Origin of the sequence: Corynebacterium lipophiloflavum DSM 44291 (assembly GCF_000159635.1) — a bacterium.
GTDB lineage: Bacteria > Actinomycetota > Actinomycetes > Mycobacteriales > Mycobacteriaceae > Corynebacterium > Corynebacterium lipophiloflavum.
This window is the reverse complement of sequence record NZ_GG667191.1, coordinates 250,770-272,687: the sequence shown is the minus strand read 5'-3', so window position 1 is coordinate 272,687 and position 21,918 is coordinate 250,770. Positions and strand designations below refer to the sequence as shown.

21 protein-coding genes, 1 tRNA gene and 1 pseudogene are annotated in these 21,918 nt (G+C 64.9%); 7 read left to right on the top strand and 16 right to left on the bottom strand.

The window, feature by feature from the left end; all coding sequences use genetic code 11:
* Positions 1–19 precede the first annotated feature (19 nt).
* Genes HMPREF0298_RS01340 through HMPREF0298_RS01335 form a run of 3 tightly spaced genes read right to left on the bottom strand, consistent with a single transcriptional unit; the run spans position 20 to position 1,058 of the window.
* On the bottom strand, positions 20–493 hold the full coding sequence (locus HMPREF0298_RS01340; protein WP_006839284.1) for a RidA family protein: 474 nt from the start codon (positions 491–493) through the stop codon (positions 20–22).
* Positions 494–496: 3 nt separating this feature from the next.
* Positions 497–649: a Sp36 family protein gene (gene sp36 / locus HMPREF0298_RS12105; protein ID WP_006839283.1), complete on the bottom strand. Its 153-nt coding sequence runs from the start codon at positions 647–649 to the stop codon at positions 497–499.
* A 28-nt stretch (positions 650–677) separates the two neighbouring features.
* Positions 678–1,058 carry a WhiB family transcriptional regulator gene (locus HMPREF0298_RS01335; RefSeq protein ID WP_006839282.1) on the bottom strand — a complete coding sequence of 127 codons (381 nt, stop codon included), beginning with the start codon at positions 1,056–1,058 and terminating at the stop codon, positions 678–680.
* 149 nt (positions 1,059–1,207) lie between these two features.
* On the opposite strand from HMPREF0298_RS01335, the gene HMPREF0298_RS01330 reads away from it, so the two are divergent.
* The gene (locus HMPREF0298_RS01330) at positions 1,208–3,598 is read left to right on the top strand and encodes a transglycosylase domain-containing protein (protein WP_006839281.1); all 2,391 of its coding nucleotides are present in this window, start codon (positions 1,208–1,210) and stop codon (positions 3,596–3,598) included.
* 6 nt (positions 3,599–3,604) lie between these two features.
* Here the strand turns inward: HMPREF0298_RS01330 and HMPREF0298_RS01325 are convergent, their stop codons facing one another.
* Positions 3,605–4,057 carry a GatB/YqeY domain-containing protein gene (locus HMPREF0298_RS01325; protein ID WP_006839280.1) on the bottom strand — a complete coding sequence of 151 codons (453 nt, stop codon included), beginning with the start codon at positions 4,055–4,057 and terminating at the stop codon, positions 3,605–3,607.
* Positions 4,058–4,093: 36 nt separating this feature from the next.
* Between HMPREF0298_RS01325 and HMPREF0298_RS01320 the strand changes: the two genes are divergently transcribed.
* Positions 4,094–4,999: a metallophosphoesterase gene (locus HMPREF0298_RS01320; protein WP_006839279.1), complete on the top strand. Its 906-nt coding sequence runs from the start codon at positions 4,094–4,096 to the stop codon at positions 4,997–4,999.
* A gap of 69 nt (positions 5,000–5,068) precedes the next feature.
* Positions 5,069–5,145 (top strand) — tRNA-Pro (locus HMPREF0298_RS01315).
* 51 nt (positions 5,146–5,196) lie between these two features.
* Here HMPREF0298_RS01315 and HMPREF0298_RS11490 read toward each other — a convergent pair.
* The 9 genes from HMPREF0298_RS11490 to HMPREF0298_RS01270 form a co-directional block, all read right to left on the bottom strand.
* On the bottom strand, positions 5,197–5,757 hold the full coding sequence (locus tag HMPREF0298_RS11490; RefSeq protein WP_006839278.1) for a hypothetical protein: 561 nt from the start codon (positions 5,755–5,757) through the stop codon (positions 5,197–5,199).
* A gap of 126 nt (positions 5,758–5,883) precedes the next feature.
* Positions 5,884–7,269: a membrane protein gene (locus HMPREF0298_RS01305; RefSeq protein WP_006839277.1), complete on the bottom strand. Its 1,386-nt coding sequence runs from the start codon at positions 7,267–7,269 to the stop codon at positions 5,884–5,886.
* A gap of 58 nt (positions 7,270–7,327) precedes the next feature.
* Positions 7,328–7,708, bottom strand: coding sequence for a cation:proton antiporter (locus HMPREF0298_RS01300; protein WP_006839276.1), 381 nt, complete (start codon positions 7,706–7,708; stop codon positions 7,328–7,330).
* Entirely contained in the window at positions 7,708–7,965 is a 258-nt protein-coding gene (locus HMPREF0298_RS01295) for an MrpF/PhaF family protein (protein ID WP_006839275.1), read from the bottom strand. Before HMPREF0298_RS01295 ends, HMPREF0298_RS01300 begins: the two co-directional genes overlap by 1 nt.
* Complete coding sequence (locus HMPREF0298_RS01290) at positions 7,962–8,342, bottom strand: Na+/H+ antiporter subunit E (RefSeq protein ID WP_006839274.1); 381 nt, start codon at positions 8,340–8,342, stop codon at positions 7,962–7,964. The genes HMPREF0298_RS01295 and HMPREF0298_RS01290 overlap by 4 nt, the downstream gene beginning before the upstream one ends.
* Entirely contained in the window at positions 8,339–9,850 is a 1,512-nt protein-coding gene (locus HMPREF0298_RS01285; protein ID WP_006839273.1) for a monovalent cation/H+ antiporter subunit D family protein, read from the bottom strand. Before HMPREF0298_RS01285 ends, HMPREF0298_RS01290 begins: the two co-directional genes overlap by 4 nt.
* A complete protein-coding gene (locus HMPREF0298_RS01280; protein ID WP_006839272.1) occupies positions 9,847–10,269 on the bottom strand; it encodes a sodium:proton antiporter in 423 nt (140 codons plus the stop codon). Before HMPREF0298_RS01280 ends, HMPREF0298_RS01285 begins: the two co-directional genes overlap by 4 nt.
* Positions 10,266–13,130 carry a DUF4040 family protein gene (locus HMPREF0298_RS01275; protein ID WP_006839271.1) on the bottom strand — a complete coding sequence of 955 codons (2,865 nt, stop codon included), beginning with the start codon at positions 13,128–13,130 and terminating at the stop codon, positions 10,266–10,268. The genes HMPREF0298_RS01280 and HMPREF0298_RS01275 overlap by 4 nt, the downstream gene beginning before the upstream one ends.
* 340 nt (positions 13,131–13,470) lie before the next feature.
* Complete coding sequence (locus tag HMPREF0298_RS01270; protein WP_006839270.1) at positions 13,471–15,036, bottom strand: catalase; 1,566 nt, start codon at positions 15,034–15,036, stop codon at positions 13,471–13,473.
* Positions 15,037–15,098: 62 nt separating this feature from the next.
* Between HMPREF0298_RS01270 and HMPREF0298_RS01265 the strand changes: the two genes are divergently transcribed.
* On the top strand, positions 15,099–15,746 hold the full coding sequence (locus HMPREF0298_RS01265; protein WP_006839269.1) for an RNA polymerase sigma factor: 648 nt from the start codon (positions 15,099–15,101) through the stop codon (positions 15,744–15,746).
* Here HMPREF0298_RS01265 and HMPREF0298_RS01260 read toward each other — a convergent pair.
* From HMPREF0298_RS01260 to HMPREF0298_RS01250, 3 genes are all read right to left on the bottom strand, one after another.
* The gene (locus HMPREF0298_RS01260; RefSeq protein WP_006839268.1) at positions 15,743–16,225 is read right to left on the bottom strand and encodes a hypothetical protein; all 483 of its coding nucleotides are present in this window, start codon (positions 16,223–16,225) and stop codon (positions 15,743–15,745) included. The genes HMPREF0298_RS01265 and HMPREF0298_RS01260 overlap by 4 nt on opposite strands.
* A 66-nt stretch (positions 16,226–16,291) precedes the next feature.
* Positions 16,292–17,335, bottom strand: a complete 1,044-nt coding sequence (locus HMPREF0298_RS01255) for an aspartate-semialdehyde dehydrogenase (RefSeq protein ID WP_040422135.1) — start codon at positions 17,333–17,335, stop codon at positions 16,292–16,294.
* Between the two features lie 58 nt (positions 17,336–17,393).
* A complete protein-coding gene (locus tag HMPREF0298_RS01250) occupies positions 17,394–18,659 on the bottom strand; it encodes an aspartate kinase (protein ID WP_006839266.1) in 1,266 nt (421 codons plus the stop codon).
* An 85-nt stretch (positions 18,660–18,744) separates the two neighbouring features.
* Here HMPREF0298_RS01250 and HMPREF0298_RS01245 point away from each other — a divergent pair, with 85 nt between their 5' ends.
* The 3 genes and pseudogenes from HMPREF0298_RS01245 to HMPREF0298_RS12380 form a co-directional block, all read left to right on the top strand.
* Positions 18,745–19,602, top strand: coding sequence for a DMT family transporter (locus HMPREF0298_RS01245; RefSeq protein ID WP_006839265.1), 858 nt, complete (start codon positions 18,745–18,747; stop codon positions 19,600–19,602).
* A gap of 178 nt (positions 19,603–19,780) precedes the next feature.
* The gene (gene leuA, locus HMPREF0298_RS01240) at positions 19,781–21,619 is read left to right on the top strand and encodes a 2-isopropylmalate synthase (RefSeq protein ID WP_006839264.1); all 1,839 of its coding nucleotides are present in this window, start codon (positions 19,781–19,783) and stop codon (positions 21,617–21,619) included.
* Between the two features lie 4 nt (positions 21,620–21,623).
* Positions 21,624–21,918: pseudogene (locus HMPREF0298_RS12380) on the top strand (DNA polymerase III subunit epsilon); the annotation flags it as partial.

Here is a 21,918-nt window from a genome sequence, read left to right as displayed (position 1 = left end):
AGCTTAAAGCCTACAGCGATTAGGTGGCTACGTCCGCTACCTCGACGATGATCTCGATCTCAACGGGTGAGTCCAACGGCAGCACAGCGACGCCGACCGCGGAGCGGGCGTGCGCGCCGGCATCCCCGAAGACCTCGCCGATCAGCTCGCTGACACCGTTGATCACCTTCGGCTGGCCGGTGAAGCCCGGCGCTGAGGCGACGAAACCGACGACCTTGATCACGCGGGTGACATTGTCGAGCCCCACTAGCGCGTCGATTGCGGCGAGCGCGTTAAGGCAGGCGCGGCGCGCCAGCTCGTAGCCCTGGTCCTCGGAGACCTCGGCGCCGACTTTGCCGGTTGCGGGCAGAGAGCCGTCGACAAGCGGGAGCTGCCCCGACGTCCACACCTGGTTTCCCACGCGGGTGGCGGGTACGTAGGCGGCGAGAGGTGCGACGACCTCGGGCAGTTCCAGCCCGAGCGCGGAAAGCCGATGGGTGATGGTTCCGGCCACGGCCTAAACCTCGCGTTTCATGTAGGCGACGAGGTTCTCCGGCGTCGGGCCGGGGGTGACGGTGACAAGTTCCCAGCCGTCCTCGCCCCAGGTGTCCAGGATTTGCTTGGTGGCGTGGGTCAGAAGCGGCACGGTGGCGTATTCCCAAGAAGTCATGGGGCGATTCTACCGTGTGCGCCCCGGGTTAGAGTCCCGCAACCTCTCGGCCGGAGGCGAGGTGCTCCGCCCAGTCGGTGACGTGCGGATTTTGGCGCAGCACGGCGCGGCGCTGGCGCTCGGTGAGCCCACCCCACACCCCGAACTCGATGCGGTTGTCCAGCGCGTCGGCGCGGCACTCCATCTGGACAGGGCAGCGGCGGCAGATTGCGGCGGCTTTGCGCTGTTCAGCGCCACGAACGAACAACGCATCCGGGTCGCCGGAGCGGCACGTCGCCAGGGTGACCCATTCGCCACGGTCGAACACGAGCTGGCCGCCTGAGTCGTAATTCCTCGTCGTCCCGACCGAAGTGCTGCGGCGCGGCGCGGGTGCCGATTCGAGGGCTTCGCGGCCCAGCGTTGTCGTCATGGCGTCTCCTTGGGGTAAGAATGCTTTTCTTATCCGAATTAACTTGTGTTTGTAAGTGTATTCACACGTTCGCCGAATTGTCGAATGGGTCACACGGATTGGGGGGATTGGGAGTTCCCCCGCACGCCACAGTGGTTTAGGGTAAGGGGGTGTCAGCTCTCTCTTCGCTCGGAAAACTGCTCCTCGCCATACTCGCGTCGGGCCTCGTCATCGCGGCCGCCCTCGCCCCCATCGCGGGGCTCGGCGGTGTTGCCGTGGCGCGCACCTCCCAGACGATGCAGACGAACCTCTCCGACCTCACCGACGGCCACGTCCCAGGCGTGACCACAATCACCGACGTCAACGGCCAGCCCATAGCCTGGCTGTTCAACCAGCGCCGCTACGAAGTGCCCAGCGAGGAAATTTCCCAGTACGCCAAGGACGCCCTGGTCTCCACCGAGGACCGCCGCTTCTACCAGCACGACGGCGTGGACATGCAAGGCTTCGCCCGCGCGATGGTGACCAACCTGCTCGCCGGCGGGGTGGAACAGGGAGCGTCCACCATCAACCAGCAGTACGTAAAGAACTACCTGTGGCTCGTCGACGCCGAATCCACCGAAGAGGCCATCGCCGCAACCGAGCAGTCCATCCCCCGCAAACTGCGCGAAATGCGCATGGCCTCCGAGCTGGATCAGACGTTGGACAAGGACACGATCCTCACCCGCTACCTCAACCTCGTCTCCTTCGGCAACCACTCTTTCGGCATCGAAGCGGCCGCGCGCACCTACTTCGACGTGCCCGCCCGCGACCTTCAGCCGAAGCAGGCCGCGCTTCTGATCGGCCTTCTCCAGTCCGTCGAGTACCTCAACCCGTACACAAACCCCGAAGGCGCGATCGAGCGCCGCAACACTGTGCTCAACAACATGGCGGCCTACGGGTCCATCACGCAGGAGGAGGCCGACGCCTGGTCCGCCGAGCCGCTGGACACCCTTGAGCAGCCAAATCTGCTTCCCGACGGCTGCCTCGCCGCGGGCGACAACGGGTTTTTGTGCGACTACGCCTTGACCTACCTGGCCAGCAAGGGCCTGCCGCAGGAGGAGCTGGAAAAGGGCGCGTACACGATTACCACCACACTCGACCCGACGGTTCAAGCAAGCGCGGTCAACGCGATTCGCAGCAGCGTCGACCCGTCCACCCCCGGCGTCGCCGGTGTCCTCAACGTCGTGCGCCCGGGCGAGGAGTCGCGCGACATCGCCGCGATGGCGTCGTCACGCTTCTACGGGCTCGACCTGGAAGAGAATCAAACGATCATGCCGCAGCCGTCTTCCCTGGTGGGCAACGGCGCCGGCTCAGTGTTTAAGATCTTCGCCGCCGGCGCCGCCCTTGAGCAGGGAATGGGCCTGGACACCATGCTGGACACCCCCGAGCGCTCCGTCGTTTACGGCATGGGCGCGGGCGGCGCCGACAACTGCCCACCCGGCGCCTACTGCGTGGGAAACGCCGGCAGGTACGCGTCCGAGCTCTCGCTTCGCGACGCCCTGGCGCAGTCGCCCAACACCACCTTCATCGAGCTCGTCCAGAGGGTGGGAGTGGAGCCTACGGTGGACATGGCCGTCCGGCTCGGGCTGCGCTCGTATGCCGCCGACGGCACCTACGATGGCGAGCGCTCGATTGAGCAGGCCGCGATCGAGGACAACATGGGCTCTTTCGTGCTCGGCCCGCTCGCGGTCAACGCTCTCGAACTCTCTAACGTTGGCGCAACCCTCGCCTCTAACGGCCGCTGGTGCGAGCCGAACCCGATCGCGCGCGTGACCGACAAGTTCGGCCAGGAGATCTACATCGACCGCCCCGCCTGCGAGCAGGCCGTGGACAAGGAAATCGCCGGTGCCTTGGCGCAGGGCATGGCGGAAGACACAAAAACCGGAACCGCGAGGCGCGCTGCCTCCGCAGCCGGCTGGGACGCCCCGGTCGCCGCCAAGACGGGTACGACGGAATCGCACCAGTCGTCGGCGTTCTTCGGGTTCAACCGGGCGCTGGCGGGCGTTCCCTACATCTACAACGACGGGACACAGACCACCCCGCTGTGCACCAGCCCTGTGCGCCAGTGCTCCGAGGGCACCTTGTTTGGCGGCAACGAGGCCGCCGACGCCTGGTTCCGCATGGCAAACGGGGTGCCGGGGGCGCGAAACGCTGGCCTTCCCGAGTCGAGCGCGGTCTACGAGCGCGGCACGCGCCAGGCGGCGCTTGATTCGGTCGTGGGGATGGACACGGAGACTGCGCGCTCCAGGCTCGAGGAGCAGGGCCTGCGCGTGGTTCTGCAGACCGTCTTCGGCGACGGCGCGCCGCGCGGCACTGTTGTCTCCGCGGAGCCGATGGACCCGAACCTCGCCCCGGGGTCGCTGGTCAAGCTCAACATCTCCGACGGTTCCCCGCCGCGTCAGACGGAGTCGCGGACCGCGCCGGCCCCGTCGCGTGCGCCGTCGCGGCCCTCGCCGGAGCTCGAGGAGCTGCAGCGCCAGATTGACGACGCCCGCAGCCAACTCAACGAGATCTTCGGCTAGGGGCCTTTAGCTGCCCAGACGGTCTTTGACTGCGGCGGAGAGGCGCTTTCCGTCGGCGCGGCCGGCGGCCTTGGCCGTCGCCGCCTTCATCACCGCACCCATCTGGGCCATGGAGTCCGCACCGGTCTCGGCGATTGCCTCGTCGACCAGGGCGTTAAGCTCGGCGTCGTCAAGCTGCTTCGGCTGGTAGCCCTCGAGCACCTCGACCTCGGCAAGCTCGGCGTCGGCGAGGTCCGCGCGGTCGTTGGTGCGGTAAATCTCCGCGGATTCGCGACGCTTCTTGATCTCGCGAGCGATGATCGCGATGATCTCGTCGTCACCAACCTCGTGCTTGGTGCCCTCGGTCTCCGCGGCCTGGATCGCGGCCAGCAGCATGCGGATCGTGCCCGTGCGCTCCTTCTCCTTGGCCTTCATGGCCTCTTTCAGGTCGGCGCGAATTTTGTCTTTCAGCTCACTCATGAATTCGAGGTTACGCGACCTGTAACCTCGGGTGGGATGAAGCTTCGACATATTCTTCCGGCCACCTTCGCAACAGCTACAGCAGCTGGCTTGGCGACGCTCGCGTTCGGCGTCTCCGAGCTGACCAAGTTCCAGCTCAAAACCTACGAGCTGCCCCTGCTCCCGCCAGGCACGCTGCGCGGCGCGGACGCCTTTAAAATTCTGCACATCTCCGATCTGCACATGATCCCGGGGCAAGATACCAAAATCGCGTGGGTCCGCGCCCTCGATGCGCTGCAGCCGGACCTCGTGATCAACACAGGCGACAACCTCTCGGACCTGCGCGGGGTGCCTTACGTCCTGGATGCCCTCGAGCCACTGCTCAACCGCCCCGGCGCGTTCGTCTTCGGCACCAACGACTACTGGGCCCCGCGGCCGGTCAACCCGCTGAAGTACCTCCTAAACTCCAAGCGCCAGCCCTCATACGTGGACCTGCCCTGGGAGGGCATGCGCGCGGCGTTCATCGAACGCGGCTGGCGCGAGGCCACGCACCAGCGCCTGGAGTTCAAGGCCTCCGGAGTCAAGCTCGCGCTCGCCGGCGTCGACGACCCGCACCACGACCTCGACCGCTACGAAGAAATCGCCGGGGCGCCGAACGCGGACGCCGATCTGTCGATCGGCTTGCTGCACGCCCCCTACCGGCGCGTGCTGTCCGCGTTTGAGGCCGACGGCTACGACGTGGCTCTGGCGGGGCATACTCACGGAGGACAGATCTGCCTTCCCGGCGAGCGAGCGATTGTTGCCAATTCGGACATCGACCGGCAGCGAGCCTCCGGCCTACACCGCTACGGGTCAATGTGGATGGAAGTCACAGGCGGGCTCGGCACCTCAAAGTACGCCCCGGTGCGCATCTTCTGCCGCCCCTCCGCCGCGCTGATCCGCATTACCGAGAGCCGGGCCTAACGCCCCCGAGCAGGCGTTTTGGCTCTAACTTGGTCCACGAGTAAAGTATCCCCAGTACTTGACGTACACCGGGATATGGCGCAGCTTGGTAGCGCGCTTCGTTCGGGACGAAGAGGTCGCAGGTTCAAATCCTGTTATCCCGACCAACCGCATCCGCACTGACAAAGGCACCTTTGAGCCATCAGTGCGGATCTTTTTTAGGTGTGGCTGGCTTGCTGCGCGGCAAGGACCACCATGTCGATCGCGACGGCGATGCCGAGGATCGCGGCGCGTGTCCGCTCGTCGGTGTGGCACTCAAAGCTCAAGGTGTACCTGTGCGGGCGCCAGAATTCTTGAAATATCCCGTCCCACTGCCGCTGCAAGGTGGCGGCGGGTTGGGCGCCGAGCGCCAACCGCGCAGTGAGCGGCGAATTGGAGAATTCAATGCTGCACGGTGCGCCGTTGATTGTTGCGTCCATTTTGGGGCGGAAGAACCCGTGCCACTGCCGCTGCAAGGCGGCGACGGTGAGGATGATCGACAGCGCCACGGAGCCGCGCGCCAGGTAGGTTGCCAGGTTGGACGTCGCTCCCCCGGGCGCGGCAGCGACCAGCACGACCCCGAGCACCATCAGCGGGGTGAGGCCGAATACCCACGCGATACCCAGCGCCAACAGCGGCGGCAGTGTGAGCTGGCCGATGAGCCCGACTATCGACGCTCGCAGGCGTCGTGCGTGGGCGGTAGAATCGGCGATGGTGAGGCTCAGCCCGATGCCGATCATGATGACGAAAAAGGGCGATCGGCAGTCCAATTTCGATAAACGGGCTCTGATCCACAGTGCTATCTCCTTAGATACACGAAACTATTTTATAACGTGTATCACGATCGGTGGTAGCGTGGCCGGATTTTACGCCCTGGTTCGGCTCACGCCGATCAGGCCCAGCACCGCGAGTGCCGCGCTCAGTCCGATACCGACCCACAGGGCGGTGGTGGACCCCCCGTTGCCGGCCGCTGAGAGCGCTGCCGTGAGCCAGTGCATCGGCATCGCGCTCGACACCGCGGCCGCGATGGCGGAGACCGCGCCAGCCGCGGCAGACTTCCACACCCAGCCAACAATGCCGATCTGCGCCACGGCGAGGACGGCAGCGCTGCCCAACCCCGCCCCGGCCCCGAAGGCCGACATCAGCATCCAGCTCAAACCGGCCGCGGCAAGCGTGGACACGGCAAGCGCAAGCGCCGCGGTAGCAACCGCGAGCGGGGACAGGGACACGCCCAAGACCAGGACCAAAACGAGCCCGATGAGCGTGAGAAAACCGGTGCCCGCGGCGATGGCCCACCACTTCCGGCCCGGCAGGAAAGCTACCGCGACGGCGAGCGCCAGCCCACCGATGGTGACCAGCGCGGCGATCAGCATCGCCGCCAACGGCGCCAGCGCCGAGGTCGGCGCACCCTGGTCCGCCTGGCCTTCCGATGCCGCAGCGGGCGCCGGGGCCGGAATCGCCCGGCGCACGCTGTCGATCGAGTCCGACGTCTTTGCCGCCATCTCGTCGAGCTTTTCGGAGCCGTCGCGAAGCTGCTTGATGCCCTCCCGCGCCGGAGCGGCACCGTTGTTGAGCTCGCTTAACCCGCTCGCCAACTCCGCGGCACCGTTGGTCGCCGAGTACACACCGTCGTGGTAGGCGTAACCGGGCACTGAGAGCTGGTTAGCCACTTCGCGCGAGCCGTTTTTCAGCTCGGTGAGCTGCGACACCGCGTCCGCCGGCAGCTGCGCGGTCTGCGCCTGCTCGCGCAACCCCTGGAGCGCCTCTCGGGCCTGGACGACGTCGGGGTCCTTGGAGTCCTTCATCCGCTCCAGCGTTGAGTCGATCGTGGACAGCACCTGACCGCGGACCGCCTCGAACCCGACAACCTGGTCGACCACGCCACCGACGCTATCGGCCACCCGCGTCGCACCGGCGGCAAGCTGACCCGTGCCGGCCTGCAACTCCACCATCCCGTTGGAGAGCTCCGTGGCTCCCGTGCTTGCGGCGGCGATGCCGTCGACAAGCGCAGTCGAACCCTCGTCGAGCGTCACTACGCCCTCTTTGAACTGGCCGGTGCCGCTGGTGAGCAGGCTGGCATTCGCGGCGGCCTCACCGGCGGCGCGGCGGGCGTCGACAAGCCCATCGGGGCCAGGGGTAACCTGCGGCGCGCCCGTCGACTCATCACCCGACGACCACGTGCTTACCGGAGACATCGGCAAAAGGGCCCCCGCAATCAGGACAATCAGGGCCACGAAAAGACGCCATTTCATGCAAGGCAATATAACGCCGCGAACAGCGAAAACGAATCAGGCGCACCGTTGGCGGCCGCTAGGACTCCTCCACCGGGGCACCCCGGCCGTTCATACGCGCTTCGAACTGCTCCGGGGTGAGCACTCCAAGTTCATCGGCCACAGGATTCGTCATCTGGGTTCCCCGCAGCGCCGCGGACCTCGCAATGAACATCGACCCCAGCGCGGAGGTTCCCAGCAGCAGCAAAATCGCTACCAGGGCGACGAAAAAACCCGCCAGCGAAGGGTCTTTGAACCACACGCCGAGAACGACGAAGGATATCCCGAACCCAGCCGCCGTGCCCACTGCGGAGACTCGCGCATAGAAGTCGTAGAACGTGATTAAACCGATCGCGCAAATGGCGAAGTTCAATGCCCCGAAAATGATCAACACATCGCCGATGATGCCCATGATGTCCATCACCGATCACCCCGGAGCAGCACGCGAGCGTACGACACCGTGGACAAGAACGCCACGAGTGCCGCAACCAGCACGATATCTAGGGTGTAGCCGGAGTTGTTGCGGAAACCGATCAGGGCAATCATGCCGATGAGCAGAAACACCATCAAGTCCGCCGCCGTCGCGCGATCCGCCCGCGACGGGCCGACGAGCATCCGGTACCCGGCCGGCATGGCGCACAACCCGAAAATCACGATGGCAATGTCGACCGCTATCACAGCGTGGCCTCCTTGTTCAGCTTGGGCCGAAGCATCAGGCCCTTGAGCATGCGCTCCTCCATCTCGCGAAGGTCGGAGCGCAGCTCGTCAATGTCGGTGTAATACAACGCGTGGACGTACATGACACGCACTCCCTTGCTCGTAGTATCACCGGCCCCCACCACAAGCGTGCCGGGTGTGATCGTGATCAGCGCGGCCAGAAGCGTGTAGAAGCCCTCCGTGAAACTCAGGCACTCGAGCCGCACGATCGAGGGCGTCGCGTCGTTGCCGACAGTGACCACATCCTTGATCACCGCGACATTTGCCACGGTGAACTCCTTCGCGTACCACGCCCAGAACCCGAGGATCCTAAACGGCCACGTTAGAAAATCTTTCATCCGTTCATCACCGCATTCACGTAACTGGAAGTGTCCAACAGATTCTGCGCCGCAACGCCCGACCACCCCATGAGCACCTGCGCTCCCAGTCCGATAGCCAGCGAAAGAGCCGCGAGGACGACAGCCGGGGCACCCAGCCAGAACCCAACCCGAGCGCGGCCATCTCCCGCCGACGCCACCTCGGCGTTTTCTGCCCTGCCCCAGAACATGCCGTCCCAGATCTTGAGCATTGACAGCAGTGTGATCAGGGACACCACAACCATAACCGCCAGGGCGTAGAACTCGCCCTTCTCGTACGCCGCGAGCAGCAGCGAAAACTTCGCCACGAAGCCGGAGAAGGGCGGGATGCCCGCGAGGGACAATGCCGCAGCGAAAAACGCAACGCCCATCCACGGTTCCCGTCTGGCCATCCCCGCCAGCGCGCCGATCTTCCCTGTCCCGTAGGTCACTTCGATCGCGCCGGTGGACATGAACAAGGATGCCTTCACAAGCATGTGGTGCACCAAGTAGAAGATGCCTGCCGTCAGCCCGAGCTCCGTGAAGATGGCCAGGCCCAGCAGAATGTAACCAAGCTGGGAAACCATGTGGAAGGTCAGGATGGAGCGAGCGTCTTTCTCCCCCACTGCGCCGAGCACGCCGATCAGCATGGTCAGGGAAAAGAGGGCGACAAGGATCCAGAGGAAGCGCTCATCGCCGTCGAAAAGCACGGCGTAGATGCGGTACAGGATGTACACCGCAACCTTGGTGTGCAAACCCGAGAACAGCGCGGTCACCGCCGGCGAAGTGTACGGGTAGGAGCGCGCCAGCCAGGAGTGGACCGGAACAACCGAAGCCTTGGTCAGCATCGAAAGCATGACCACGCTCGTCGCGATCGCCACCGCCGGATCTTGCGCCGCCGCGCCTTTCAGCTGCGCGAGGTTGACCGACCCCGCGGTCCCGTAAATTAGCGCCACGCCGGTGAGGAACATGGTTGACGCCAGCAGATTGGCGGTGATGAACAAGCGCACGCCGCCGACCATGATGTTGCCGCCGCGGCGGTAAATTGTGTAGGCGTACAGCCCGTAGGAGGGCAGGAGCATCACTTCGAGGAAGACAAAGAAGTTGAAGATGTCCGCGGTCAGGATCCCGCCGTTGACACCCGTCATGAGCACCAGCACGAGCGGGGCGAAGTAGCGCTCCCGGGCATATCCGCTGGCGACCGCGAACCAGGCGCACGCCAGCGCGAGGATGCCCGTCGTCGTCAACATGAGCGCCGAGAGCATGTCGGCGGCAAAAGGGATCGCGATGCCGAACGGCCAACTTCCGGTGCCCTTGGCGTAGGTGGTGCCGTCGGAAGTGCCGGCGATCAATCCCGCCGAGGCCGCCAGGCTCACCGCGAGCGTGGCAAACATAACGACGTACTGCAGCCACTGCACTCGTGCGGCGAGAACAAGCACGCCGGCGGAAATGAGGGGAACGGCAACGAAGAGTGTGAGGTAGGTGCTGACGAAGTCGTAGGTGAATGTCATCGCGTCTTCTCCCCTACCTCGGGCGTTGCGCGGGCGTCGGGCGCGAGCTCGTGATAGAGCTCGTCGACATCGTCCGCATCCGGGCGCCGGGGCGATTCGCGGGAAACGTCGTCATCCGCCCGAGTTGCGTCGCCCGGTTTGCCCACGACGGATGAGATGAGCATGACGATGGTGATGGAAAAGGAGATGACGATGGCGGTGAGCACGAATGCCTGGGGCAGTGGATCGGCGACCGTTGATGTGTCGTCGTGCGCCCCGAAGGGTTCACCCCGCCACGACACGCCCCCCGCAGACATGATCACCAGATTAGCGGCGTGGCTGAGCATGACGAAACCGATGGTTATGCGGAACATGTCGGGCCGCATCATGAGGTAGACGGCCCCCGCCATGAGTATGCCCACTGACAGTGCCAGGATCATGCGTTTGTCCTTTCGTCCTCTGCGACGGGGTAAGCGCCGGCGGGTATTGGCTGGTGCTCTCCGTCGATGATGAGCCCGACGTCGCCTTGGCCGGCCTCGGGAACCCCGTCCTCGGGTTCACCTGGGTCGTCAGCGGGGATTCCGGCGAGGTTGATTGCCGCGAGGATGACCCCGAGGACTGCGAGGTAAACGCCGAGGTCGAAGATCAGCGCGGTAGTCAGGTGGATGCCGAAAACGTAGGCGTGCAGCGGGGTGAGATAGGAGCCTTCGAAGTAGCCCAGTAGACCGGTGGCTGCGCCGATGGTGATGCCCGCTCCGATGAGGGTCATGTACGGCCACCGGACCTTGGCTGCCTTGTCGCTGGGGGCCATGAGGTAGAGCAGTGCGAACCCGCCCGCACCCACGAGAGCGGCGACAAAGCCACCGCCGGATGCGTTGTGCCCGCGGAAGAACAGCACGACGGAGATGATCGCGATCAGCGGCAAGATCACGCGCGCGGCCGAACGCAAAAAGACCACGTTGTTTTCCGGGCTTGATACCGCAGACAGCTTGTTCAGGCGCGCCTTGCCTCGCGGCTGCAGCGGCCGCGAGCGCAGCATCACGGCCACTGTGATGCCCGCAACTCCGAGCACGGTGAGCTCACCGAGTGTGTCGAAGGCGCGGAATTCAACCAGGATGACATTGACAATGTTGTCGCCGCCGGTGGCGATGGGCCCCTCGCGCAGGAACCACTGCGCGGCCTCGGATTTCTCGCGCCGGCCCGTCAGCGCCAGGACACCGAGGGTGGAGACGACTCCCACGGCGATGGCGAGAACGCCGGAGGACAGGATGTTAGAGCGCTTTTCGCGGGGGAATCGGTCGGGCAGCCGGTTGAGGATCATCACGATCACCACGGCGGTGAGGATTTCAACCGTGAGCTGCGTCGTGGCTACATCGGCGGCACCGAGCTGGTAGAACCACAGCGTCACTCCGAAACCGACAGTTCCCACGACAATTGCCACGGTAACGCGCGAGCGCGCCTTCAGCGCCGAGGCGGTGCCGATGGTCACGATGAACAGCAGCATCCAGTCCGCCGGGTCGTAGCGGTCGCCCACGACCTCCGGAACATCGCCTAGCGTGAACACCCCCACGAGCCCGATCGCGACGAGCCCCAACAGCGGGGCTGCGAGGTGGCGGCGCTGGGACGTGGTTCCGGTGGCCGCGGTGAAACGCTCGCCGAGCGCGATGGTCCCGCTGCGGAAGGATTCGACCACTTCGACTCCGGTGATCGGCGCCCGGAAAACGTCGAGGAAGGCGCTGACGGCCCAGCGTCGCCACGCGAGGACGGCACCACACGCGATGACCAGGGCCGAGAGCGCGAGCGGCAGGTTTAACCCGTGCCAGAGCGCGAGGTGCGGGTCCTCAAATTCGCCGGTGGTCGCGAGCACGGCGTCGGCAACCGGGCCATTGAGCATGTGCGGGTAGATGCCAATCGCTACCGTCGCAGCCGCCAGGATCGCGGGCACCGCAAAAAAGCTTGGCGACGCCTCCCCCACCGTCTTGGACGTGCCGGATAGTTGGTTGCGCCGGTCGCCCAACACACCGAGCACGTAACGGTAGGAGTAGGCGAAGGTGAAGATAGAGGTAACCACGATCCCACCGGTAACCAGGGTCACCAGCGCCTCCTTGTGGGGCGCGGAGAGCCCTGCGGCGAGGAGCATTTCCTTGGACACGAAACCGGCCAACGGAGGCAGACCCGCCATCGAAGCGGCGGAGATGACCACGATAGCCTGCGTCACCGGCATGCGCACGCGCAGATTACGTAGCTCGTGGAAGTTGCGTGTTCCTGTTTCGTGCTCGACGATGCCGATCGACATGAACAGCGCCGCCTTGAACACGGCGTGGGCGATGGTGTGCACGATGGCCGCGGTAAGGGCTTCCTGCGTACCGATCCCCACGACCGCAACCAGGAGGCCGAGCTGGGACATGGTCGAGTACGCCAGCAGTGCTTTGAGGTCCGATTGCTTCACCGCCGTCATCGCGCCGAACAGCGAGGTGATAAGGCCTGCCGTGACCAAGGCGATGTGCCACGCGTCAACCGCCGCGAACATCGGCGAGTAGCGCAGGATCAAGTAGATCCCGGCCTTGACCATGGCCGCGGCGTGCAGGTAGGCAGAGACTGGGGCGATGGCGACCATCGAGTCGGGCAGCCAGGCCTGGAAGGGAAACTGGGCTGATTTGGTAAACGCGGCACCGGCCACCAGCAGGGCGACGAGCGTGGTCAGACCGGGCCGCTGCGTCCACGTCTCATCTGCGAGCACGACGGAGAGTTGGGTGCTGCCAGTCGTGATGCACATGATCACCGTCGCGGTGAGCAGGAGAAGACCGCCGCCGACTGTGACCAGCAGCGTGCGGATCGCGGGCGCGTAGCCCTTTTCTCCCCCGTTGGCGATGAGGAAGAAGGAACAGAGCGTGGTCATCTCCCACGCGATGTAGAACACCACGAGGTTGTCGGTGAGCACGAGTGTGCTCATCGCCGCGGCGAAGCCGCACATGAGAAGGTAGAAAGATGGCTTGCTTTGATGCAGGTACCGGGTTGAGTAGGCGAGCACGCCTGCGCCGATAAGCAGCACCAGCATGAGAAAGACTATCGAGAGTCCGTCGATGCGCAGCGCGAAATCCACGTTCAGCGACGGAATCCAGGCGACCGTTTCGGCGTGGGCATCGCCTGCGCTCGGTGAGACGTAGGCCAAAGCTCCGATAACGGCCGCGCCCAGAAGGGGCAAGGCGAGCATCCAACCCGCGTTCCTGCCGAGGACGCGCCCCACAAAGGGCGCCAAGACGACGGTTGCGCCGAGTACTGCGAGGAGGAGAAGTAACATAGGGGCCTCGTTTGACGCCGAGGTAGATAGCATCCGCAGCTTATGGCTAAGCCACGTCTACACCACCGCGCCTATCGGTAGATGTATAGGAATAGACAGACTTTACACTACCCGCGCCGTGGCCGGGTCCGGAAAGGTGCGGACCCCACGATGTCGTGTACCCGTTCGTCCCAGGCGCAGCCAGCCACGCTGAGGTGGCATTTCGCTGGCATGTGGGAAAGATCACCGTGCCATCGTAGCAGCTGCAACGCGAAAAGCCCGCCCACCTTCTTACGAGTTGTGAGGGTGGCGGGCGTTTAGCTAGACCGGTTTAGAAGACGGAGGACTGCTCTTCCTTCTCCTACTTATCGGCATCCTGGCGCTTGCGCGCAACCTCGGAGCGAAGCTTCTGCTCGAGGTCTGCATCGACGTTGCCCCAGTAAGCGAAGGTGCGCTCCTCGATGTCCTTGTTCTGGATCGGAAGCATCTTGTTGGAGACGTTGTGCACGAAACGCTCGCGCGCTGCGTCGTCGAACACCTCGGTGTAGAGGGTACGTGCCTGGCCGAAGTCGTCGTCCTCGGCGTGCTTGACGTACGCCGCGCGGGTCAGGTCGGTGCCGTGCGGGTCCGGGTTGACGTAGAGGTCGCTGGCCTGCCCGTAGGTGGTGTGGTTCGAGGAGGAGTCCTCGTTGTTGTCCAGGTAGCCTGCACCCTTCTCCGTGTTGTTCGGAGTGTAGTTGTGCTCACCCTCGTTGTTGAAGAAGTACGCCATCGGGCCGCGCTCCGCGTAGGTGTTGACCTCGTTGATCGGGCGGTTGACCGGCAGGTCCTTGTAGTTCGGGCCGATGCGGTAGCGGTGCTGGTCAGCGTACGCCCACGCGCGTGCCTGAAGCATGCGGTCCGGGGACAGGCCGACGCCCGGCACCAGGTTGCCCGGATCGAGCGCGATCTGCTCGATCTGTGCGTGGAAGTTCTTCGGGTTGCGGTTGAGCACGAAGTAGCCCACGTCGACCAGCGGGTAGTCCTTCTGGGACCAGATCTTGGTCAGGTCGAACGGGTTGAAGCGGTAGTTCTCCGCCTCCTCGAACGGCATGATCTGAACCTTGACGTCCCAGATCGGGTAGTCGCCGCGCTCAATTGCGTCGAAGAGGTCCTGGCGGTGGTGGTCGGCGTTCTTGCCGGCCATCTCCGTGGCTTCCTCGTCGGTGAAGGTCTCCCAACCCTGGCGGGTCTTGAAGTGGTACTTGATCCACACGGCCTTGCCCTCTTCGTTGACCCACTGGAAGGTGTGGGAGCCGAAGCCGTCCTGGTGGCGGGAGGTCTTCGGGGTGCCGCGGTCACCCATCAGGTAGGTCACCTGGTGAGCGGACTCCGGGGTGCGGGACCAGAAATCCCACTGCATCTCGTCGTCGCGCAGGCCGGTGTGGGGCTGGCGCTTCTGGGAGTGGATGAAGTCGGCGAACTTCATGCCGTCACGGAGGAAGAACGTCGGGGTGTTGTTGCCCACGATGTCGTAGTTGCCGTCCTCGGTGTAGAAACGCAGCGCGAAGCCGTGGACGTCGCGCCAGGTGTCCGGGGAGCCGGCTTCACCGGCAACGGTGGAGAAGCGAGCAGCCATCGGAGTGACCGTGCCCGGCTGGAACAGCTTCGCCTTAGTGTACTGGGAAACGTCCTCGGTGATGTGGAGCTCACCGAAAGCTCCGTGGCCCTTGGCGTGGGGGATGCGCTCCGGAACGTTCTCGCGGTTGAAGTGCGCGAGCTTCTCAATCAGGTGAATGTCGTTGAGGACATTCGGGCCCTGCGGGCCGGCCGTGATCGAGATGTTTTCGGACGCGACCGGCTGGCCGCTCGGGCGGGTGGTCTTGCCTTTACCGGCGGGGCGCTCGCCGCGTGCGACGATGTCCTCTGCCTTTGATTGCTCTGCCATTGTTATTGGCCTCCTAGCGTTTGGGTGAAGCTATTAAAAGCGGACTCTCTATATCCACAACCATGGTACGTGGGCTCCCCTGCCTCGGCAACGAAGACCAGGATTCTGTGCGGTTTCGCCTAATCATGGGCCCGATTCTGCTGCTGGTATGGTTTTCTGCTGTGAGCAGCCGGGACTCTGTCGACCCTGTCGATACCGTCACTGAGCTGGCCCTGCGGGCCGGCCGGGGGGATAAAAGCGCGCTGACTCAGTTCATCGAGGCCACGCAGGGCGACGTGTGGCGCTTTCTGGCCCACCTCGCGGGCCGCGAGCAGGCCGACGACCTGACCCAGGAAACGTACCTGCGCGTGCTGGGAGCGCTGCCCAGGTTCGCCGCGCGCTCGTCGGCACGCACGTGGCTGCTCACGCTCGCGCGACGGGTGTGGATCGATTCGATTCGCCACGACTTGGCGCGCCCGCGGAAGTCAATCACGCAGTACGACGATGTCGCGGCGCAAAAACCCAGCCCGGACAACCCCAACACCTGGTCCGAGGTCATCGACGCGCGCACGCTTCTCGACGCCCTGCCCGCCGAGCGCCGGGAAGCTATCGTGCTCACCCAGGTCTTGGGCTACACCTACGAGGAGGCGGCCCGGATCGCGGGCGTGCGCATCGGCACGATCCGCTCACGCGTCGCACGCGCTCGGCGCGATTTGATCGAGGGCGCCTAGGAGGCGAAGAACGTGGCAACCTTGCCCAGCAGTCCGCTGACCCAGCTCGAGGAGCCGGTGGAGCTTGAAGGCGTGGGCTGCGGGAGCACGTCTTCGCGCTCAACGACGACCCGAACCTCTTCGGTCGTCCCGTCGGCGCGGACGGCCTCGGCGACGGCGAATTCGCCGTCGGCGGCGGTCGACGGTGCCGTTATGCGCAGCCCGTCAGAGTTGGTGAGAACGCTCCAGCCCGCCGGCAGGGTCGATTCCTCGCCCTCCTCGATGATGTAGGCGTCGATCGATTCCGCCTCTGGCTCCAGCGGCAGCGTCTGGCCAGGAGCGATGGTGATCTCGTAGCCGGCATCGGTTTCGACGACCTGGGCCACGGCGACTTCAGTCGTCTGAACGGGCTCCCCAGCCCCGGCGGCACCAGGGCACGACAGAGTGACGACCGCGACAACTGCCACGGCGCCGAGACGCAAACGATTCTGTAGAGCCATGCTGCCTATTGTCGCGTCATCATTCTATTAATCAAGCGATACCAGAATTTCTTTACCGGAATGCAACTATCCGGTAGCGGAAACCAGCAGCTCCGCGATCTGAATGGTGTTCAAGGCAGCGCCTTTGCGGAGGTTGTCGCCGGCAACAACGAAGACCAGCCCACGGTTGCCCTCGACCGCCTGATCCTGCCGGATGCGCCCGACGAGTGACTCATCAATACCCGCTGCGGCCAGAGGCGTGGGGACGTCGACAAGCTTCACGCCCGACGCTGCGGCCAGCACCTCGCGCGCCTGATCCGGGGTGATCGGGTTGGCGAACTCGGCATGGACAACCATGGTGTGGCCGGTGAACACGGGCACACGCACGCAGGTGCCGGAGACCAAAAGATCCGGCAAGCCGAGGATCTTGCGTGACTCGTTACGCAACTTCTGCTCCTCGTCCGTCTCCTCGGTGCCGTCGTCGACCAGATTGCCAGCCAGTGGCAGCACATTGTATGCGATTGGTGCGACGTAGGGCCCCAGATCTTCGGGCTGCATGAGCGATCCGTCGCGGGTCAGTTCGGGGGCTCGTTCGCCGATTTGCTCAACCTGATGCGCCAGCGTATCGACGCCCGCCAGTCCCGAGCCCGACACCGCCTGGTACGACGCGACGCGCAGACTGCGCAGCCCGGCGGCGTCGTGCAGGGCCTTCGCCACGGGCATCGCGGCCATCGTCGTGCAGTTCGGGTTGGCGATAATGCCCTTCTTCACCTGCGCCGCCGCGTCCGGGTTGACCTCGGAGACGATCAACGGCACCTCGTCGTCCTTGCGCCACGCGGACGAGTTGTCCACCACGGTTGCCCCGGCAGCCGCGAAGACGGGCGCGTACTGCTTGGAGGTCGAGCCACCTGCGGAAAACAGGGCAACGTCGACGTCGGCGACGGACTCGGGCGTAATCTGCGTGAGGTCCTCGACCTCAATGTCTGCGCCGCCGAAATCCAGACGCTTGCCAGCGGAGCGCGGGGAAGCGAAAAACCGCACTTTGTCGGCGGGAAACTTGCGCTCGATCAAGATCTCGCGCATCACGCGGCCCACCTGGCCGGTGGCACCTACTACTGCGATGGTGGTCATGGGTTTAACAACCCCTTCCTGCTTGGCTGTGAGGTCTGAGCGAAATCTGAGCGACGTCTTAGCGGCCCGTGCCGGCATAGACCACGGCGGGCTCGTCGCCGCCAAGCGCGAACTTGGTGTGCAGCGCACGCGCGGCCTCGGGCAGGTCCTCCTGGCGCACCACGGCGGTGATGCGGATTTCGGAGGTGGTGATCATTTCAATGTTGATGCCCGCGTCGCGTAGCGCCTCGGTGAAGTCGGCGGTAACGCCCGGGTGGGACTTCATGCCGGCGCCGACGAGGGAGACCTTGCCGATGTTGTCGTTGTAGCTCACCTCGTCCCACCCTTCTGCATCTGCCAGTGCGCGCAGCAGCTCGACGCCGCGCTGGCCGTCGGCAAGCGGGAGCGTGAACGTGATGTCGGTCTTGTTGTCCACGGCGGAGGAGATGTTCTGCAGCACCATGTCGATGTTGATCTCGGCGTCCGCGAGCGCGCGGAACACCTTGGCCGCCTCGCCGGGGGTGTCCGGGATGCCGAGGATAGTGATCTTCGCCTCGGAGTTGTCGGTGGCCACACCGGACAGAACTGCTTCTTCCACGGGGATATCCTCCATTGCTCCGGCAACCAGCGTGCCGGTGTCGTTGCTGTATGACGAGCGTACCCGCAGGGGCACGTTGAAGGCGCGGGCGTACTCGACGCTGCGCAGAACCAAAATCTTCGAACCACTCGCCGCGAGCTCGAGCATCTCCTCGAAGCAGAGTCGGTCCAGCTTGCGAGCATCGGGCACGATGCGCGGGTCAGCTGTGTAGACGCCGTCGACGTCCGAGTAAATCTCGCACTCATCGGCGCCCATCGCCGCGGCCAAGGCCACAGCGGTGGTGTCGGAACCGCCACGCCCGAGCGTGGTGATGTCGCGGGTGTCGCGGTTGACCCCCTGGAACCCGGCGACGATCGCGATCTTGCCTTGCTGCACCGCCTCTTGGACGCGGCCCGGGGTGACCTCGATGATGCGGGCGTTGCCGTGGCGCTCGGTGGTGAGCACGCCCGCCTGCGAGCCGGTGAACGATTGCACGTCCACGCCGTGGGCCGCCACCGCCATGGCGACGAGCGAGTTGGAGATGCGCTCGCCGGCGGTCAGCAGCATGTCCATTTCACGCAGCGGCGGCGTGGGGTTGACCTGGCTGGCCAGATCCAGCAACTCGTCGGTGGCGTCCCCCATCGCGGAGCAGACAACCACAACGTCATTGCCAGCGTTGCGGGTGGCCACGACGCGTTCGGCGACCGCACGGATGCGCTCGGCACTTTCGAGGGAGGACCCCCCGTACTTCTGCACAATCAGAGCCATGCCTTCTTCAGTCACCTTCCGGTTCGCGGTTGTATAAAATGCGCACACCGATAATACCCATCGTGTCTGTTGCCCTCTACTGTGGATGCCCGTGCATAACAACGCCCTCGCCGTCTCCTTCGCGCTTCTGTCCGCGGTGACGATTGCGGTGGGCACCGTCTGGCGCCACCACATCTTGCGGGCGGGCCTCCATCACACGGAGGCAAACAGTTCTCCTTTGGGCGCGATGCGCCGCCCGCAGTGGTGGCTGTCGATACTGCTCGCCTTTGTGGCCTACGGCCTGCAGGCCGTCGCGCTGGCGTTCGGGTCCCTGCTGGTGGTGCAGCCGATTTTGGTGCTGTCGCTGATGTTCACGCTCGTTCTCGCCGCGCGCGTCGAGCGCCGGCCGATGGAGCCAGCGGAGACGTTGTGGGCCTTCGTACTCACCGCCTGCGTCGGTGTCGTTGTCGTCCTCGGCCGCCCGCTGCCGGGCGAGCGCCTGGCCCCCGCCTGGGAGTGGGCGGCGGCCATCGGCGCTGGTGTCGTCGCGTGCGTCACCATCTTCGCCCTTGCTTATCGACGCTCCCCTGCAGCCCAGGCCCTTCTCTACGGCATCGTCTGCGGCGCCGTCTTCGGCTACCTCGCCGTGTTTTCCAAGGTGGCGGTGGACGCCTTCGCCGCCGGCGGGTTGCCCGCAATGCTGGCCACGTGGCAGTTTTGGGCGATGGTCGCCACCTCGCTGATCGGCACGGTCGTGCAGCAATACGCTTTCGGCGCCGGGGTGCTCTCGCGCTCGCTGCCCGCCATGAAGATTGTCGAACCCCTCATCGCGCTTTTCCTCGGCTTGTCCATCCTGGGCGAAAACCTGCAGGTGGATTCAGCTTTGGGGTGGGCTGTGATGGGGGCGTCGATAGGCGGCATGCTCGTGGCCACCGGTATGCTGGCGCGCAAACCGGTGACGTAGTGACGTAACAGTGGGCAGGGTGTAAGATGTGGCCCATGTCATCGGCGAAGGCTCTTCTCCTTCTATGCCGCGGCGGGAATCAGGCCACCACGATCTAGCACGGCCGGCACCCCGCCGCGGAGATTGTCGTTGCCGGCCGTGGAACGAACCCACACCGAATACGAGGATTTGACCCACCATGAGCCCCCTGAACCCCCAATTTAGCGCCCCGAACGACATCCGCACCCCCTCCGGGCCCCGCTGGGAGGGACAGCCCGCCTGGAACAAGCAGCGCGGCTCCCACATGCCGGTGAAGCGCTACCTGCCGTTTGCCCAAGAGGTGGAGGACATCATCCTGCCGGACCGCACGTGGCCCGACAAGAAGATCACGTCAGCGCCGCAGTGGTGCGCCGTGGACCTGCGCGACGGCAACCAGGCGCTGATCGACCCGATGAGCCCTGAGCGCAAGCGCCGCATGTTCAACCTGCTCGTGCAGATGGGCTACAAGGAGATCGAGGTCGGCTTCCCCTCGGCGTCGCAGACGGACTTCGACTTCGTGCGAGAGATCATCGAGAACGACATGATCCCCGAGGATGTCACCATCCAGGTTCTGGTCCAGGCGCGCGAGCACCTGATCCGCCGCACCTTCGAGGCCTGCGCGGGAGCCAAGAACGTCATCGTGCACTTCTACAACTCCACCTCCAAACTGCAGCGCGAGGTGGTGTTCCGCAAAGACCGCCCGGAGATCAAGAAGCTGGCCACCGACGCTGCCGAGCTGATCAAGACCATTGCCGCCGACTACCCCGACACGCACTGGCGCTGGGAGTACTCGCCGGAGTCCTACACCGGCACCGAACTGGACTTCGCGCTGGAGGTCTGCGACGCCGTAGTCGACATCATGGGCGCCACCCCGGATAACCCGATGATCATCAACCTGCCGTCCACGGTGGAGATGATCACCCCGAATGTCTACGCCGACTCCATCGAGTGGATGCACCGCAACTTTGCCAAGCGCGACTCCATCATCCTGTCCCTGCACCCGCACAACGACCGCGGCGAGGGCGTCGCGGCTGCCGAGCTGGGCTACCTCGCCGGTGCGGACCGCATCGAGGGCTGCCTGTTCGGCAACGGCGAGCGCACCGGCAACGTCGACCTGGTCACCCTGGGCCTGAACATGCTCACCCAGGGTGTTGACCCGCAGATCGACTTCTCCGACATCAACCGCATCCGCGAGATCGTGGAGTACTGCAACCAGCTGCGTGTTCCCGAGCGCCACCCCTATGGGGGCGACCTCGTGTTCACGGCGTTCTCCGGCTCCCACCAGGACGCCGTGAACAAGGGCCTCGACGCACTGGCGCAGAAGGTGCGCCCCGGGGCGTCGTCCACCGACGTGCGCTGGGAGGAGCTGCGCGAGACCGTGTGGGAGGTGCCGTACCTGCCGATCGACCCCAAGGACGTCGGCCGCACCTACGAGGCCGTGATCCGCGTCAACTCCCAGTCCGGCAAGGGCGGGGTGGCCTATATCATGAAGACGGACCACGGCATCAACATGCCCAAGCCGATGCAGCCGGAGTTCTCCGCCATCGTCCAGAACATCACTGACACCGAAGGTGGCGAAGTCAACTCCAAGAACATGTGGGACATCTTCGCCGCAACCTACCTGGACCTGGATTCGCCGCTGGACTTGGTCAGCTACGAGGTCACCGGCGCGGTTAACGAGGACGAGGACTCTTCCATCGAGGTCGACGTGGACTACGGCGGCGAACGCCACTCACTGCGCGGATCCGGCAACGGCCCCGTCGCCGCGTTCGCGCAAGCCCTGGAATCCATCGGCATTGACTTCGAGGTCCAGGACTACACCCAGCGCTCGCGCTCGGCCGGTGACGACGCCGACGCCGCCTGCTACATCCGCGCAGAGGTCAACGGCGCGACCGTGTGGGGTGTGGGTATCGCGGGCTCGACCACTCGGGCGTCACTGAAGGCGATTGTCTCGGCGGTCAACCGCGGCCTGACCGCCGCGCCGACCGGCGGGGTGTAAACCCGTGCCGGATAATTTCCCGTACGTGGCGGTCAGTGTTGTCACCACGGGCATTCACCCCTCGACCGGCCGGCTGCTCACGATCGACGCCGTCACCTTCGATGACGACGGCGCGATCGGCGAGGAGTTTCACTCGGTCTTTAGCACCGGCTCCGATCCGGGCCCGCGCCACAACCATGGGCTTGAGCCGGGTGACTTCGCTCAAGCGCCGCGCTTTTCTCGGCACTTGAAGACGCTGGACCGGCTTATCGACGATCGCACGCTCGTGCTTCATGACGCCCCCCTGGCGTGGGGGTTCA